Origin of the sequence: Bacillus sp. JJ1521, assembly GCF_036965165.1 — a bacterium.
In the GTDB taxonomy this organism is placed as follows: Bacteria; Bacillota; Bacilli; order Bacillales; family Bacillaceae_L; genus Ferdinandcohnia.
Genome location: NZ_JBALOX010000073.1, coordinates 1 through 17,839 on the forward strand (window position 1 = coordinate 1; position 17,839 = coordinate 17,839).

Here is a 17,839-nt window from a genome sequence, read left to right on the forward strand (position 1 = left end):
GTCCTCATGTCTTGTCGACACTAGCACATCCTGTGCGTCGAAAGTTCAAGGCCGCGCAGTTTTGAGTACCGGAGCGAGGCAACTGCTTGAGTTAACGCCCTTGCAGCCTTGCGCTGAGGAATTGACTTCGAGAGTAAGCTAGTAGACGCAAGCGCATAACCAAGTTTTTCATAATGTTATCGGAGCAATGTACGCAGAAATTCGATGTGTCATTTTTGACCGACTTTTTGAACGTCATAACAGGAAAGGGATGTCGACATGATTAAAACAATCCACCTGTCAGGCACACCAAAGCAAATTGGTGAAAAACATGGCAGCGAAGGGAAAAATGAGGTTCATCAAAGTCTTGAAACCTATGAATCTCTCTTTTACGGCTATAGCCAAATTAGTTGGACACAGGCTATTCAGATAGCTTTAGGGCATGTACCAGCTATAGAAGCCTATAATCGTGACTTTATAGAGGAAATGGAAGGGGTGGCAAAGGGTGCAGGGGTATGCTTTGAAGATATTCTAGTGTTAAATACTCGAAGTGAAATTGCATTGGCCGGAAGAAAAACATTTTCAGATGGTTGTACGGCTATTGCGATAACCCCACCACATACAAAGGAAACCATCATTGGCCAAAACTGGGATTGGAAATTAGAACAAACAAATAGCTTACTATTGCTCGAGATTGAACAAGAGGATAGACCCTTAATAAAAATGATAACAGAGGGGGGAATAATCGGGAAAATCGGCTTAAATAGCAATGGAATTGGTGTCTGTTTAAATGCACTACATACTGATAAAAAATCGAATCAAATTCCGATTCATTTAGGACTGCGCAGTGTCCTTAATTCTCATACACTTCATGAAGCTATCTCCAAAATCAAACACGGTCAAATGGCATCTGCAGCTAATTTCCTCATTGCCAGTGAAGATGAAAAAGGGCAGGCAATGTCAGCCAATTTTGAGGTATCACCATTTGGAATGGATATGATTTCAAACAATGAAGGGATAGTTGTTCACACCAATCATATTTGTTCACCTGAGGTACAACAACATCTTACAGATATGAATGAATACAAATTTGAGGATTCCATGATCCGCAAAAATAGAGCTGAACAACTGATTTTTTCAAATATTAGAGCGGGAAATGAAATCAATGAAAATCTTTTTAAGGAATGGTTTTCTGATACCTTCAATTACCCAAACTCTATTAACCACTATGTGAATCCAAATGCACCGGAGCATCGTCAAATGGAGACGGTCTTTTCTGTCATTATGAATCTATCAAAACGAACGATGCAGGTATGTATTGGAAAACCATCGTTAAATGGGTATGTTCAGCTGTAAAACAAGCACTAAAAAGCTAAAAGGAGTGGAACAATGCTATATATAAACGGAGAATGGAAGAAATCAAATTCGGGTAAAACTCTACAGGTAATTAATCCGGCAACATTTGAAAAAATTCAGGAGGTTGCCTCTGGAGGAACCGAAGAAACAAAAGAAGCAATTGCAGCCGCAGCTGCAGCCTTTCCTGTATGGAAAAGGACAACTGGGAAAGAACGAGGTCAGTACCTTGAAAAAGTCGCGGCTCTGTTACGAGAAAAAACAGACGAAATTGCTGTCGTAATGACGTCGGAAATGGGTAAACCAATCCCTGAGGCCATCCGTGAAATTGGCATTGCAATCGACTATGTGGACTGGTATGCCGAAGAGGCAAAGCGAATTTACGGGGAAACACTTACCCCTTCCCACCCTGATAAACATTTAATGGTTTTACGCGAACCTGTTGGTGTGACAGCGGCCATCACACCATGGAATTTTCCGATTGCAATGATTACCCGAAAGCTTGCTCCAGCGTTGGCTGCTGGATGCTCGGTGATATTAAAACCGGCTTCAGCAACACCGCTAACCGCGATTAAAGTATTTGAATGTTTTCATGAAGCTGAGTTTCCTAAAGGTGTGGTTAATTTAGTCATTGGCTCAGCTTCCGAAATTGCGGCTGAAATGACAAGCAATCCTGATGTAAAAAAAATTACCTTTACAGGTTCAACTGAGGTCGGGAAAAAATTGATCCAAGATTCTGCTGCACAGCTGAAAAGGGTATCCATGGAGCTAGGTGGTCACGCGCCTTTTATCGTATTTGATGATGCGGATTTGGATTTAGCTGTCGAGGGAATTATGCTAACCAAGTTTAAGAACTGTGGGCAAACTTGTATCAGTACAAACCGTATCTATGTGGCAGAAAAGATTGCGGATCGATTTGGTGAAAAGCTTGCTGAACGAGTAAGCAAACTTTCGATTGGAAATGGGTTAGAGGAAGGTATAGATGTCGGTCCTCTGATTGATAGAAAAGCATTAGAAAAGGTTGAGGAGCATGTGCAAGATGCACTTTCACATAACGGGAAACTCCTTTGTGGTGGAAAGCAAGCTATGATGGACGGATTAAAAGGCAGTTTTTATGAACCTACGGTGATCACAAATGCCAATGAAAATATGAAAATCCTAACCGAAGAAACATTTGGTCCAGTCGCTCCGATTATTCCTTTTACATCTGAAGAAGAAGTGATCGGGAAGGTAAATCATAGGCAATATGGGTTGGCTTCCTATTGCTACACAAAGGATTTAAGTCGAGCAATGAGGATTATGCGTGAACTTGACTATGGAATTGTTGGCATTAATGATCCAACTCCTGTCGTGGCACAGGCTCCTTTTGGTGGGATGAAGGAAAGTGGCATCGGAAGGGAAGGTGGAAAATACGGGTTAGAGGAGTATTTGGAAGAGAAATTTGTATCCATACAAATCTAATCAACCATTAGACGGCAACTGAACAACAGTAACTGTTGATTTTGACCGGAATTTAAAAACTGTATGAATAAGAAAGGGTAGATATTTGTGTCAACCATCGATCTTTCGAAATTTGAGAAGAAGATGATTTTAAGGAATATCAAACATGAGGATATTGATGAAATTATTAATCTGTCAAAAATTTGTTTCCCCAATATGGAGAATTGGGAACGCGATGAATTAGAAAGTCATCTCTCTATTTTTCCAGAAGGTCAGTTTTGCGTAGAGTATGATGGAAAAATTATTGGTTCCTGCTCAAGCTTAATTGTTGAATTTGATGAATATGACGATAAGCATACCTTCAATGAAATTAGTGGCAATTCCTATATCCGAAACCATGACCCAGAAGGAAAGAATCTTTACGGTATTGATGTAATGGTTCATCCAGATTATCGGAGGATGAAAATTGGTCGTCGTCTTTATGAGGCACGTATGAAGCTAACTCAAGCACTCAACTTAGAGAGCATCATCATTGGAGGCAGAATCTCAAACTATCACAAATATGCCGATAAAATGTCTGCTAGGGAATATGTAGAACAAGTATTGCAGCAAAATATATATGATCCTGCCCTAACATTTCAAATGATGAATGGGTTTGTATTAAAACGTATTAATGCCAATTATTTAACTGACAAGGATTCGTTAGGCTATGCAACCCTTATGGAATGGAATAATCCGGACTATTTACCAAGAAAGACGAGGCGTATCTATACAAGGGCTTTGCCTGTTAGGATCTCTGTGATTCAATACATGATGAAGAAAATTAAGTCCTTTGAGGAATTTGCGACCCAATGTGAGTACTTTATTGATGCTAGCTCTAATTTTCACTCGGATTTTGCGGTATTTCCAGAAACATTTACCATGCAGCTTTTATCATTTATAAAAGAAAAGGTTCCAAGTAAACAGATTAAAAAGGTTGCGGAGTATACAGAGGAATATATCAATCTATTTTCAATGCTTGCGGTAAAATACAATATAAATATTGTCGGTGGCTCCCATTTTGTTGAGGAAGGCCATGGCATTTATAATGTCGCGTATTTATTTAGACGTGATGGAACAATCGATAAACAATATAAGCTTCATATCACCCCTGACGAAAGAAGATGGTGGGGAGTACAGCCTGGAAACGATGTTCACGTATTTGATACAGACTGTGGAAAAATATCAATTTTAATCAGCTATGACATTCAATTTCCTGAACTGGCACGGATTGCGGTCGATAAGGGAGCTCAAATCATTTTTACTCCATTTAGCACAGAAGACCAGCAAGGCTATTTAAGAGTGCGCTATTGTTCACAAGCGCGTGCAGTTGAAAATCAGGTATATACTGTGATCGCAGGAACCGTTGGGAACCTTTCGCATGTTCCGCATATGGATGTTCAATATGCGCAGTCTGGTATTTTTTCGCCGTCTGATTTTACATTCTCTAGTAATGGAATTGTTGGAGAATGTAATCCAAATATCGAAACAATCGTTGTTGGTGAGGTTGACCTTGAAAGCCTACGCCGAAACCGCAACAGCGGTACGGAAACACCGCTTAAGGACCGTCGGATTGATTACTACCAAATTATTACAAAAGATACAAAGCCCCGGAAAAAGGTAATACCAGTCGATTAAAAAAGTAATTGGCATATAACTTGCAAGATTAGTAGAAAAGTTACATTTCTATTTTTTAAAAAGGGGAGAGTGTTAGATGCCGTCTAAAAGAAAAGTTGGTATGTCCGTTTTTGTGATTCTGTTTCTTGCTTCCATGTTGCTAACAGCATGTGGTGGAGATAAAGCGGGAGGAAAATCTGATGAAAAGGTCTTGAATGTTTTTAACTGGTCTGAATACTTGCCGACTAGTGTGATTAAACAATTTGAGGAAGAAACGGGTATTAAGATAAATTATGATACTTATTCCTCAAATGAAGAAATGCTTGCGAAGCTCCAGGCTGGAAATACAGGTTATGATATTACGGTTGCCTCGACTTATTTTATTGAGATCATGATAAAACAAGATATGCTTGCAAAGTTAAATAAAGAAAGCATCCCTAATATCAAGAATATTGGTGATAGTTTTCTAGGCACACAAGCAGACCCTAATGATGAATTTTCTGTTCCATATATGTGGGGAAAGGGAGTAATCGCCTATAATGAGGATTTAGTTGACAAGGAAATTAAAGGGTATGCTGATTTGTTTGACCCGGAGTTTAAGGATAATCTTGTTGTCCTGGATGATGTCCGTTTGATCGTGGGTAATATGCTGGCTCTGTTAGGATACTCGCAAAATAGTACAGATGAAAAAGAGCTCGAGGAAGCAAAGCAAAAACTACTTGAGCTTAAGCCGAATATTAAGGCCTATGACAGTGATAGTCCAAAGACGCTCCTTGTGAGTGGTGAAGTAAAAGCTGGAATTGTATGGGGGGCAGAAGCTACTCTTGCAGCAAGAGAAAACCCAGCGATTAAGACTGTGTTCCCTGAAGAAGGTATGAACCTGTGGCAGGATAACTTTGTCATTCCGAAGGATGCTCCACATAAGGAAAATGCTGAAAAATTCATTGATTTCATCTTACGCCCAGAAGTCAGTAAGGAAATCTCAATGGAATATCCATACGGAAATCCAAATGTTGAGGCTTTAAAACTATTACCTGATGATGTAAGGAAATCACTTGAGGTTCCTGAAGAAGATCTTGCCAAAGGCGAATACAATATTGATGTCGGTGAAGCCACTCAGCTATATGATCGAATTTGGTCTGAAATTAAAAATTAATGATAAGCCCTCTATCCTTTTATAGGATAGGGTTTTTTTATCCTTAAACAACCCTTAAATCGAAAGTTATGCACATGTGAATAACCTATTCATTTGTGCATTCTTTTACAAAAATTAGCATGGAAACTCTTAAAAAACAATAACAAAAATCTTGGCACACATTTTGCATAATACATAGTTGAGAATAACTAAAGGGGAGGATGGAAATGCAGAAGCTAAAGATGTTTATTAATGGGGAGTGGGTTGATGCCCAAAGTAGAAATACCCGTTCAATCGTAAATCCTGCAAATGGAAAAATCATAGCGGAGGCAGCAGAAGGAGATGTTGAGGACGCCGGGATTGCTATAGATGTAGCACGTCATGCATTTGATTCAGGAATATGGTCCGATTTGTCAGCGGCAGAAAGGGCATCCTACTTATTTAAAATTGCAGATAAACTTGAAGAACGTGCTGATGAGATCAGCAAACTTGAAACTGAGGATAATGGAAAAGCACATAGAGAAACGGAATTTGACGTGGCAGACGCAGTTGCCTGTTTCCGTTATTATGCCGGTTTAGCTACAAAGCCTGATGGCCAAACCTATCATGTGGCAGATCCGATGCAGGCAATGGTCGTTCGTGAACCGGTTGGTGTATGTGGATTAATTGTTCCTTGGAATTACCCACTTCTTATGGGAGTTTGGAAAATCGCACCTGCACTTGCAGCAGGAAATACGATTGTATTCAAACCCTCTGAGGTTACCCCTGTTACATCTATTAAGCTGTTTGAGATCATTCAGGAGGTCGGAATCCCTGCCGGAGTTGCAAATATGGTTATGGGACCTGGGGCGACAGTAGGAAATGAAATTGCAGAAAGCCATAAGGTGGATAAAGTTTCATTTACGGGTGGAACGGCAACAGGTCGTAGCATTATGAAAGCAGCAACAGGAAATATTAAGAAGATTTCATTAGAACTAGGTGGTAAATCACCGAATATTGTATTTGCCGATGCAGACTTTGATACAGCTGTTGACTATGCCTTATTTGGAATTTTCTCTAATGCAGGTCAGGTATGTTCTGCAGGTTCACGTTTACTTTTAGAAGAAAGTATTCATGACAAATTTATTGATAGATTAGTAGAACGAGCGAAGAAAATACGGGTAGGGCCTGGTGATGACCCAAATACAGAAATGGGCTCACTTGTAAGCCAGCAGCATATGGAAAAAGTACTATCCTATATTGAAATCGGCAAACAAGAAGGGGCTAAGCTCGTTTGTGGTGGGAATAGAATTACAACGAACGGTATGGAAAATGGATATTTCGTGGAACCGACTATATTTATCGATACTACACCTGGTATGAGAATTGTTCAGGAAGAAATATTTGGACCGGTTCTAGTTGTTCAAAAATTTAAGGATGAGGCAGAAGCTATCGAACTAGCTAATAATACAGATTATGGGCTTGCAGCAGGGGTATTTACACAGGATGGAGCAAAAGCACTCCGTGTCATCAAGAAAATTCGTGCAGGGATCACGTGGATTAACACGTATCACCCAACCTACAATGAGGCACCTTGGGGTGGCTATAAGCAAAGTGGGATTGGTCGTGGGTTAGGAACATTTGGATTTGAAGAATTTCAAGAAGTAAAGCAAATTAATATTAATCTACAGGTTGAACCATCAGGCTGGTTTGAAAACTAAATTCTGGTTGTAAAACATAATTGAAGGAGAGAAAAAATGAGTATAAATACAACGAACAAAGAGCTGGAAAAAAAGGATTATAGAGAAGTTACTGGTTATATCAAAAAGGTATTATCAATTATTGAGAAGGAACAAATTACGAAGGAAGAAGCGGCATGGGTTACTCGGGAAACAGTCGATGGTTTCAGAGAACATGTGAACCCGGGGTTTTTAGACTACCGCAAAACTGTAACGAAGGATAAACAATTTGCTGCTGTTGAATGGTCTGACTCGGGATCCTGCTTTAAGGATGTGAATGGAAAGGAGTATATTGATTGTCTTGGCGGATTTGGTATCTATAATGTAGGGCACAGAAATCCTCGGGTGGTAAAAGCAGTTACTGATCAACTAAACAGACAGGCACTCCATAGTCAAGATCTACTTGACCCGCTTCGTGCGATGCTCGCAAAAATATTAGGCGAGATTACACCTGGTGACCTAAAATACTCCTTCTTTGTAAATAGTGGAACGGAAAGTGTTGAAGCGGCTCTTAAGCTAGCAAAAATGCATAGTGATAGAACAACATTTATTGCAACTACAAGAGCATTCCACGGTAAAAGTCTAGGTTCTCTTTCTGCAACAGCAAAGGGAGTCTTCAGAAAACCATTCCTCCCGATGATACAAGGTTTCCGCCATGTACCATTTGGCGACATTGAAACGATGAGGAGAACATTTGAGTCATGTGCTCTTGTAGGTGAAGATGTAAACGCCGTAATACTAGAGCCTATTCAAGGTGAAGGCGGGGTCATTCTTCCACCAGAAGGCTATCTACAGCAGGTTCGTGAACTTTGTGATGAGTTTGGTGCTCTACTTATTTTTGATGAGGTCCAAACGGGAATGGGACGCACAGGTACAATGTTCGCGGCTGAAGGTTACGGTGTTGTCCCGGATATTCTTTGTCTAGCAAAGGCATTCGGTGGAGGGGTGATGCCAGCGGGTGCAGTGGTAGCTACCGAGGAAGTATTTAAATGCTTATTCCCTAATCCTTTCATGCATACAACCACTTTCGGTGGGAATCCATTAGCATGTGCGGCGGCAATTGCTACAATTGATGTATTAATAGAGGATCAACTTCCACAGCGTGCGGCTGAAGTTGGAGAATACATGCTTGGAAAGCTGCAAGAAGTAGGGGATGAATTCCCTGAGTTAGTACTAGAAATTCGTGGAAAGGGCTTATTAATTGGTGTTGAATTCCATACCGATGAGATTGGATATGAGGTTTCAAAAGGCCTCTTTGATAATGGTGTGCTTGTAGCAGGAACCTTGGTTAATTCAAAAACCTTCAGAATTGAGCCACCGTTAACAATCGGCATTGAAGAGGTAGACCGGGTAATAGCAGCATTTAAACAGGTATTGGAAAATCTAGATAAACAGTAGAATGTAAGTGCCCTGGGAGTAACATCCTTGGGCGTTTTTAGCGTTTACAGACATAAAAAAACCGATAAGACACTCTCGCCTTATCGGGTCTAGTCTTGTCATCATTTCAACACCTTCTTTAACAGTTCACCATAGCTATCAGGTCGTCGATCCCGATGGAACTGAAGAAGGTTTCGAGCCTTTGTGATTTCATGTAAATCAATCTCGGATATGATGATTTCATCCTCTTTTGTTTCTGCCTCTTTTAAAACCGTTCCCCAAGGATTACTAATAAAGCTGCGTCCGTAAAAATCCATATGACCTTCTTTGCTATATTCACGCCCCACGCGATTCACCGCAGCTATGAAAATATTATTGTGAATACCATGTGCCCGAATGGCATCCATCCATGTTTGGGACGTGTCAAGTTCAGGATTATCAGGCTCAGAACCAATTGCCGAAGGGTAGAATATAAGATCTGCCCCTTTTAACGCTAAAATTCGAGATGGCTCGGGAAACCATTCGTCCCAACAAATGAGAACGCCAATGGTTCCAAATTTTGTTTCAAAAACGGGATAACCCGAATCCCCTTCTGTAAAATAGTATTTTTCAATATATTGAGGACCTTCAGGGATATGATGTTTTCGGTATTTTCCTAGATTTGTTCCATCCGCATCAAAAACAACGACTGAATTAAAATAAACGCCATCCATCACATGCTCATACAACGAGACAATCAGGGCGACACCTAGCTCTTTCGCAAGGTCCTGCATTTGATTGCTTACTGGACCTGGAATAGGTTCTGCCCACTCATATTTATTGACATCAATGGTTTGTGGAAAATACGTACCTGTAAAAAGCTCTTGGGTACAGATGATCTGCGCTCCTTGCTTTGCTGCGTTTCGAATCATCTCCATAGCTTTCTCTAGATTTGTCTGTCTATCGTCGGAGCAGTTATGCTGTATCAATGCGATATTTAGTTTACCTCGATTCATGTTTACACATCCTTTCGCTTTCGGACTAGAGAGGTATCTGTTGAGTAATGCAATGAATATTACCGCCACCTAGCGCGATTTCTCTCGTATTCACTTGAACAACCTTTCGATCTGGAAAAATGCTTTCAAATTGACGAAGCGCAACCGAATCATATTGGTCCCCAAACCCTGGGATAATGACCCCGCCATTGCATAAATAACTATTAATATACGTACAGGCAAGTTTTGTACCTGGTTTACGTCCATAGCTGTGACGGGCAACGTCAATTCCCTCACTTTCTTTGTCTGTTATTTCAATCTGAGTAGGGATTTGAACCTTATGAATCTTAAACTTTCTACCCTTCGCATCCACAGCATTTTTTAATTGGGTATAGCATTCAGATAAAATGTCATATTGTGGATCGGATTTATCATCCGTCCAACTCATGGCAACTTCACCCGGTCGTACGAAAAAGACTACTTCATCGACATGTCCATCCGTTTCGTCAAAAAGCATTCCATTATTAAGCCAAATAATCGTATCTACATTTAAATAATCTTTTAAACGATTTACGACATCTTCTTTGGATAGATGGGGGTTTCGATTTTTATTTAATAGACATTGTTCAGTTGTAATCAGGGTACCTTCCCCATCGACAGTAATTGAACCACCTTCAAGGATAAAATTCTGCGCATCATAGCGATTGATTTGGTCTATTTCTAACACCTTTTGCTTCACTAAATTGTCTAAATTCCATGGAAAATATAGTCCGTTTTCAAGTCCGCCCCAGGCATTAAATCCCCAGTCAATTCCTCGGATTTCACCTGCCTCATTTTTTACGTAGGTTGGCCCGATATCCCTCATCCAAGCATCATTGGAGGAAATCTCAACAACACGGATGGAGCGGGGCAGTATTTCTCTTACATGCTCATATTGGTTTGCGGAAACACCTATTGTGACAGGCTCAAATTTTGAAATCGCCATTGCCACCTCGGCAAAGGCCTTTTGAGCGGGCTTTGCACCTAATCTCCAGGTGTCCGTTCGTTCCGGCCAGAGCATCCAAGTTCCCTTATGAGGCTCGAATTCTCCGGGCATTCTAAAGCCATCATGGCGGGGGGTGCCTGTTAATTTTTCAACCATACTATTTCCTTCAGTAAACATGTGGTTGCTTATTTTCTTCAAATAATCGCCTCCATTTGAAATCCTTACCTTAGAGTGATGCAAAATTCGTACCAACTTGTATCTTTCAATTGAATGAAAAAGAAAAAATAGGAAGCTATGAAAAAGTGAATAAACTATGCATCAATGAATAGATGTTCTTTTCCATGAATACTACTAGAAAGCAAGAAGGAAGGAATTTGATTTGGCACATAATTTGCAACTAAACCACTAAAAGAAGGAGGTGGATAAGTGGAGCATGACGAAATCATTACGAGCCCCTACCATGGAATTATTAAAGAAGTCATCATAAAAGAAAAAGAGAAAATAAGTGAGTGGGAGCCACTCTTTGTTATTCAAACCATAAATGGAGAGGATATGGTGATTACGGTTGGGATAAGAGGAAGTGTCCAATCAATCGAAGTCCAGGAAGGGGATGAGGTTATTCCAGGAATGGTCCTCACTTATGTAAAAGATGATTCATACATTGAGACTCATTGAGAAGATTTATTCTTCTCTTTTTTTATTTTTAGATTTATTTAAAAATTCTATATACTCGGTGGTATAATAGAGTCATGTGAAAAAAAGGGGGACAGTCGTTCATGTTTTCAATTGATCAAAAAATGATTAAACCGTTGGTAGTAATTGATATCGAATCACTTGAAGAAGAGCTTGAGTCGTTTGGTATAGGTAAAACTCAAGAACCCTACCTTTTTATTAGAAATCAACAAAAAATCATTGGCTATGTCCCGATGAAGATACTTCCATCAAATGAAGGAGAAGATGCAATAGTCACAGAAAAAATAATTTGGGAAAAATTAGTCCCGATCGAGAAAATCTCGCAATTTAGTAAAAAGGTTTCCCTGCCTATCATCTTTCAAATCATTGGAGAACCCTTTGCACTGGTAAAGGATGAAATCGGGGAAATTAATGGATACATAATGAGAGAAGATATATTAGCAGAATTATTCCGCCAAGGTAATCAAAATATTGATTTATTAAAGGTTATCTTAACATCAATTCCAATGGGAATATTTGTTGTTGATCGTGAAAGGAATATTGTTTCTTACAATGAATCAGCCCTACAAATGATAAAAATGACTACAGAAAATGTACTACACACACCCGCAGAGAAAATCTTCGCAAAAGAGCACATCGATAGCGTATTTCGAACAGGATCCACCGTATTAAATCAGCTTCACATCACGACAACAATGAGTGTTTTAGTTGATTACAGTCCAATTTATACTCCAGAAAAACAGGTTGATGGGATGGTCATTATTGTCCAAGACCTACCCATGGTTGAAGAAATGGCAAATGAAATTGAATATATTAAGGATTTAAACCATGATATGCAAGCAGTCCTTTCTAGTGTTTATGATGAAATCTTAGTGGTAAATGCGAAGGGTGAATTGATTCGATTCAGTGATACAGAAATATCTCAATTCTGGGGAGTTGAATTAAAAAGCCTACTTGGAAAAAACATAATCGAACTTGAACAGAAAGGTTTATTTACCCCTTCGGTAACAAGATTAGTCCTGGAGCAAAAAAAGAAAATTTCAGTTGTCCAAGAGACGAAAGCAGGTAAAAGGATTTTGGCTGTAGGAAAGCCAGTATTTGATAATAACGGTGAACTTATTAGAATCATCATTGCCTCTCGGGATATCACAGAAACAACAAAGCTTAAAAATGAACTTCGTCATATGAAGGAAATTTCCAATCAGTATAAGCGTGAATTGGATGATATGAAGACGAAGGATTTATTTTACAAAAAGCTTATTTATTGTAGTCCAAAAATGGAAGAAATCATGACACAGGTTAAAAAGATTGCTGATTTTTCCTCAACTGTCTTGATCAACGGGGAATCAGGCGTTGGGAAAGAGGTAATCGCACAAGCCATTCACCAATTGGGAAGGCGTTCGAAAAAACCATTCCTTAAGCTAAATTGTGGAGCAATTCCGGAAACCTTACTTGAAAGTGAGCTATTTGGCTATAGTAAGGGTGCCTTTACAGGAGCCGAAAAAAATGGCAAGGAAGGCTATTTTAAGCAAGCAGATGGCGGGGTCCTTTTTCTTGATGAGATTGGCGAAATGCCGTTGCATTTACAGGTCAAATTACTCCGTGTTCTGCAGGAGCAAGAAGTAATCCCAATTGGAAGCACTAGGCCAATTAAAATCGATGTTCAAATTGTTACAGCCACGAATAAAAACCTTGAAAAAATGGTTGAAAACCGGGAATTTAGGGAGGATCTATTTTATCGATTAAATGTCATTCCGATCCATATTCCGCCATTACGAGAGAGACCTGAGGATATTCCATTGCTAGCCTTTCATTTCGTCCAACAAATGAATGAACGCTATAATAAAAACTATCATTTAACACCAGACGCCCTGAATCTATTAGAAGTGCATTCATGGCCAGGGAATATTCGGGAACTTCAAAATATGATAGAGCGTCTCGTTGTATCCGCGGATGACGAGGCCATAGATGCCGAGTTTGTAAATCGATACCTTGTCTTAGGAAAAGACATGAAGAATTCAAGGCCAATCGTAACGAAAATAGTGCCGCTTCAGGAAGCATTAGAATCCGTTGAGGAGCAGCTTATTTTACTAGCCATAAAGCAATACAAAACAACAACTAAGGCGGCAAAAGCACTCGGGATAAGCCAATCCTCTGTTAGCAGGAAATATCAAAAAATTTTAACTGAACAGCAGGGAAATATAGAAAATGTGTACTAAACAAGTAAACTATTGGTTCTTTTTCGGAATCAATAGTTTTTTTGACTTTAAGTACTTGTTCAAAAAGGAGGATGAAGAGGACCAAGAATTTCAAGGCGGCGCAGCTTTGAGTACCGGAGCGTATGCAGTTAATACGTGAGGAACGGAGAAGCAAGCCAACGCGGAAATTCGAAGTGTCATATTCACCGCACTTTTTGAACTTCCTCTATAAAATTGGCATAAATATTGCAACGAAGAATATTACATAGTCTAAGAAAGGATGATGTAATATGGGTTACGCTTCAATCAAAACAAATCTACCTGGAAATAAATCGAAGGAATTAATGGAACGAAGAGAGAAGGCTGTTCCAAAGGGAGTAAGCTATGGAGCACCCCTTTTTGCTCAGTCTGCTGAAGGGGCTTTAATTAAGGACGTAGATGGCAATACATTTATTGATTTCGTTGGTGCAATTGGAACGATAAATGTGGGGCATTGTCATCCTAAAGTAAAGCAGGCCCTTCATGAACAGGTCGATCAATTCATTCATACGGGATTTAATATCATGATGTACGAAGCCTATATTGAGCTTGCGGAAAGGCTTGCTCGAATTGCTCCTGGAACTCATGAAAAAAAGGTATTACTCCAAAATAGTGGTGCAGAAGCCGTTGAAAATGCTGTTAAAATTGCTAGGAAATTTACGAAACGACAAGGAATAGTCTCCTTTTCTAAGGGGTTTCATGGTAGAACCTTGTTAACGATGACAATGACGAGTAAGGTAAAGCCTTATAAGTATGAATTCGGACCATTTGCACCTGAAGTTTATAAGGCTCCATATCCATACCACTATCGTCGTCCGCAAGGGTTAACGGTTGAACAGTATGAAGAGTATATGGTTGAGGAATTTCGAAACTTTCTCATTACCGAAGTAGCCCCCGAAACAATTGCAGCCATTGTTATGGAGCCAATCCAGGGTGAAGGTGGTTTTATCATACCAGGCAAACATTTCGTTCAAGGAGTCTATCAAGCTTGCAAAGAACACGGGATTTTATTCATTGCTGATGAAATCCAAACTGGATTTGCGAGAACTGGAAGCTATTTTGCAATGGAACACTTTGGAGTAGTACCGGACCTCATTACCGTTTCAAAATCATTAGGTGCAGGTGTGCCAATAAGTGGCGTAATAGGTCGGAAGGAAATTATGGATCAATCTGAACCGGGGGAATTAGGGGGTACATATAGTGGAAGTCCGCTAGGGTGTAGGGCTGCTTTAGCAGTACTTGATATCATGGAAGAAGAGCAGCTTAATGAACGTGCTAAAAAAATTGGAAATACAGTTATGGAAAAATTTGAACAGATGTATGAAAGCTATGGTTGCATAGGAGATATTCGTGGACTAGGTGCCATGTGTGCAATGGAGATTGTTGAGGATCGAAAAACAAAAATACCATCTAAAAAACTTACAAATGAAATTATTCAGGAAGCAAATAAACGTGGACTCCTTTTATTAAGTGCAGGTGTCTATGGAAATGTCATCCGTCTCCTAATGCCGATCGTAATCACCGAAGAACAGCTAGAAGAGGGATTGGAAATTTTAAAACAATCCATAGAAACAGTTGAACAGCTTAGAAGTTTGCTAGTGAGGTAGAACAAAGGAGGAGGATTTTTTATGCCGACACATTTTATGTATATTAACGGGGAACAGGTAGATAGCGACACAAAAGAAATAATAGAAGTAACCAACCCTGCTACAAATCAGGTGATTGCTTCTGTACCAAAGGGAGGTATGGCTGAAGCGAAAAGGGCAGTTGATGCCGCTCAATCTGCTTTTAAAGAGTGGTCTAAAAAAACGGCAAATGAACGAGGTCAATTACTCATGAAATGGTTTCAATTAATTGATGAAAATAAAGAAGAACTAGGTCGATTAATGACACACGAACAAGGGAAGCCATTGAAAGAGGCAGTGGGTGAAATCGCTTATTCTAACAGCTTTATTTCTTGGTATGCAGAAGAAGGGAAAAGAATTTACGGTGAAACAATTCCGGCATCCCATCCGAATAAACGCATTTTAGTTCACAAGCAACCAGTAGGAGTCATTGCTGCAATCACTCCTTGGAACTTTCCAGCTGCCATGATTACTCGAAAGGTAGGACCAGCACTTGCAGCGGGTTGCACAGCTGTCGTTAAGCCTGCTTCTCAAACACCCCTTACTGCGATAAGGCTAGCCGAGCTTGCTGGTGAGGCTGGTATTCCGAAAGGTGTCATTAATGTCGTTACCGGCAATGCTCGCGCAATTGGAGATGCTTGGTTAGAAGATAGCCGTGTTCGAAAAATTACGTTTACGGGCTCAACCGAAATTGGAAAGGTTTTAATGAAGGGAGCTGCGGATACAGTCAAGAAAATTTCCCTGGAGCTTGGAGGTCATGCCCCATTTATTGTGATGGATGATGCAGATCTTGATAAAGCAGTTGAGGGTGTGATTGGCTCAAAATTCCGGAATGCTGGTCAAACGTGTATTTGCACAAATCGAGTTTATGTTCATGAGTCTATTGTTGATGTTTTTAATGAAAAATTTCAAAAAGCTGTTGCCCAGCTAAAGGTTGGGGACGGTCTTGCAGAAGGTACCGACATTGGACCATTAATTGATGAGGCAGCATTAGCAAAAGTAACTGAACATATTGAGGATGCTGTTTCAAAAGGTGCAACCGTCCTCCATGGAGGTAATAGAATTGAAGGTAGTGAAGGGTATTACTATGAACCTACTATTCTTACAAATGTTTCTGATGCTATGATTTGCATGCAGGAGGAGACATTTGGGCCATTAGCTCCTGTTACGACCTTTAGAACGGAAGAAGAAGTGATTGGGCGGGCAAACAACTCTCCATATGGGTTAGCTGCGTATGTGTTTACCGAAAATATCGGCAAAGCGATTCGCATGAGTGAACAGCTCGAGTATGGGATTGTTGGTTTAAATGATGGACTGCCATCTGTGGCACAAGCCCCATTCGGCGGCTTTAAAGAAAGTGGGCTTGGAAGAGAAGGCGGACACTACGGAATTGATGAATACATTGAAGTAAAATATATCTCGATTGCATTTTGAATGAAAAGTACCCTACTCAAGAATGAGTAGGGTTGTATTTTTACCATTTTCAGGTGATGTCCTTTTTCACACGCATTTTTCAACCCTAAAGATGGCATGATGCAGCATTTCAATCATAAGCTCTATTTCCTCTTTTTTAATGCAAAGTGGCGGTGCAAAGACAAGGGTATCCATACCATCAAATACGACGGATCTGCAGATTAGGCCGATTTTAGCAGCCTCATTCACAATTCTAGGTGCAAGTGGTCCTTTAACATGCTGCGGCATATTGATTTCAATAGCACCCATGAGTCCTAATGCACGAACATGGCTGACGAGACTGGATTCACTCTGAATCCACGAAAAGCCATCAAGCATTTTGGCTCCCATTTTCGCGGAATTCTCAATTAACCCCTCGTTTTCTACAATTTCAATATTTTTCAACGCAACCGCACATGCCATCGGATGACCACTGTACGTATACCCATGTAAAAGTGTTCCAGAAGAAAGTTTTTTTAAATCCTCAAAAATTACTTCAGAGAGGACAACACCACCTAATTGGGCATATCCACTAGTTACTCCTTTAGCAAAACACATCATGTCGGGCGCCACACCGTAGTGATCAACTCCAAAGTATTTACCTGTCCGCCCAAATCCTGTTATCACTTCATCCGTAATCCATAAAATATTGTGTTCATCGCAAATATCCCGAACCTCTTTAAAATAACCATCTGGTGCAATATGAACACCGCCTGCACCTTGAACTGGCTCTGCGACAAATGCCGCAATGGTTTCCGCTCCTTCAGACTCAATCGTTCTTCGTAAATCCTCAGCCGACAAATTATCCGTATAATAAAAATCTGGAGCTAAGGAATTTGTAAAATCCCTAAATGGCTTCAAGCCTGTTGCACTTGTTGAGCCCATCGCAACCCCGTGATAGGATCTTTTTCGAGAAATGATTTTCTTTTTAAGAGGCTTCCCATGTAAAATCCAATAATGCCGGGCTAATTTATATGCAGTATCATTTGCTTCCGATCCTCCAGAGGTAAAGAAAGTTGTTGATAAATTTCCTGGTGAAATTTCAGCAAGCTTTGCTGCCAAGCGAATTGCAGGTTCGTTGCTGAACGTTGCGAAGCAAGAACTAAATGCAAGCTTGTTCATTTGCTCCTGGGCGGCTTGTCCCAATTCCTTCCGTCCATGTCCGATATTGACATTCCATAACGAGGACATGCCATCAAGCACTCGTTTCCCATT

At 40.1% G+C, this 17,839-nt stretch carries 13 protein-coding genes; 10 read left to right on the forward strand and 3 right to left on the reverse strand.

The genetic code is table 11. The features are described from left to right. Positions 1-258: 258 nt before the first annotated feature. The 6 genes from V7147_RS11950 to V7147_RS11975 all read left to right on the forward strand — a co-directional run bounded on the left by V7147_RS11950 (position 259) and on the right by V7147_RS11975 (position 8,679). Positions 259-1,335, forward strand: a complete 1,077-nt coding sequence (locus V7147_RS11950) for a C45 family peptidase (RefSeq protein WP_335368088.1) — start codon at positions 259-261, stop codon at positions 1,333-1,335. A gap of 33 nt (positions 1,336-1,368) precedes the next feature. Next, a complete protein-coding gene (locus tag V7147_RS11955) occupies positions 1,369-2,793 on the forward strand; it encodes an NAD-dependent succinate-semialdehyde dehydrogenase (RefSeq protein ID WP_335368089.1) in 1,425 nt (474 codons plus the stop codon). Between the two features lie 87 nt (positions 2,794-2,880). Then, a complete protein-coding gene (locus V7147_RS11960; protein ID WP_335368090.1) occupies positions 2,881-4,449 on the forward strand; it encodes a bifunctional GNAT family N-acetyltransferase/carbon-nitrogen hydrolase family protein in 1,569 nt (522 codons plus the stop codon). Positions 4,450-4,525: 76 nt separating this feature from the next. Next, positions 4,526-5,584, forward strand: a complete 1,059-nt coding sequence (locus V7147_RS11965; protein ID WP_335368091.1) for an ABC transporter substrate-binding protein — start codon at positions 4,526-4,528, stop codon at positions 5,582-5,584. A gap of 206 nt (positions 5,585-5,790) precedes the next feature. Then, positions 5,791-7,263 carry an aldehyde dehydrogenase family protein gene (locus V7147_RS11970; RefSeq protein ID WP_335368092.1) on the forward strand — a complete coding sequence of 491 codons (1,473 nt, stop codon included), beginning with the start codon at positions 5,791-5,793 and terminating at the stop codon, positions 7,261-7,263. A 36-nt stretch (positions 7,264-7,299) separates the two neighbouring features. Further along, positions 7,300-8,679, forward strand: coding sequence for a putrescine aminotransferase (locus V7147_RS11975; RefSeq protein WP_335368093.1), 1,380 nt, complete (start codon positions 7,300-7,302; stop codon positions 8,677-8,679). A gap of 101 nt (positions 8,680-8,780) precedes the next feature. Here the strand turns inward: V7147_RS11975 and V7147_RS11980 are convergent, their stop codons facing one another. Further along, positions 8,781-9,653 (reverse strand): carbon-nitrogen hydrolase, encoded by an 873-nt coding sequence (locus V7147_RS11980; RefSeq protein WP_335368094.1) that lies wholly within the window; start codon positions 9,651-9,653, stop codon positions 8,781-8,783. Positions 9,654-9,678: 25 nt separating this feature from the next. Beyond that, positions 9,679-10,773, reverse strand: coding sequence for an agmatine deiminase (gene aguA, locus V7147_RS11985; protein WP_335368099.1), 1,095 nt, complete (start codon positions 10,771-10,773; stop codon positions 9,679-9,681). A 270-nt stretch (positions 10,774-11,043) separates the two neighbouring features. Here aguA and V7147_RS11990 point away from each other — a divergent pair, with 270 nt between their 5' ends. From V7147_RS11990 to V7147_RS12005, 4 genes are all read left to right on the forward strand, one after another. Continuing rightward, positions 11,044-11,292, forward strand: a complete 249-nt coding sequence (locus V7147_RS11990; RefSeq protein ID WP_335368095.1) for a hypothetical protein — start codon at positions 11,044-11,046, stop codon at positions 11,290-11,292. A gap of 101 nt (positions 11,293-11,393) precedes the next feature. Beyond that, positions 11,394-13,529: a sigma 54-interacting transcriptional regulator gene (locus V7147_RS11995; RefSeq protein ID WP_335368096.1), complete on the forward strand. Its 2,136-nt coding sequence runs from the start codon at positions 11,394-11,396 to the stop codon at positions 13,527-13,529. A 269-nt stretch (positions 13,530-13,798) separates the two neighbouring features. Next, a complete protein-coding gene (gene gabT, locus V7147_RS12000; protein ID WP_335368097.1) occupies positions 13,799-15,154 on the forward strand; it encodes a 4-aminobutyrate--2-oxoglutarate transaminase in 1,356 nt (451 codons plus the stop codon). A 36-nt stretch (positions 15,155-15,190) separates the two neighbouring features. Then, positions 15,191-16,606, forward strand: coding sequence for an NAD-dependent succinate-semialdehyde dehydrogenase (locus V7147_RS12005; RefSeq protein ID WP_335368100.1), 1,416 nt, complete (start codon positions 15,191-15,193; stop codon positions 16,604-16,606). Positions 16,607-16,672: 66 nt separating this feature from the next. On the opposite strand, the gene V7147_RS12010 is transcribed toward V7147_RS12005, so the two are convergent. Next, the coding region (locus V7147_RS12010; RefSeq protein WP_335368098.1) for an aminotransferase family protein at positions 16,673-17,839 on the reverse strand (1,167 nt) is incomplete at its 5' end.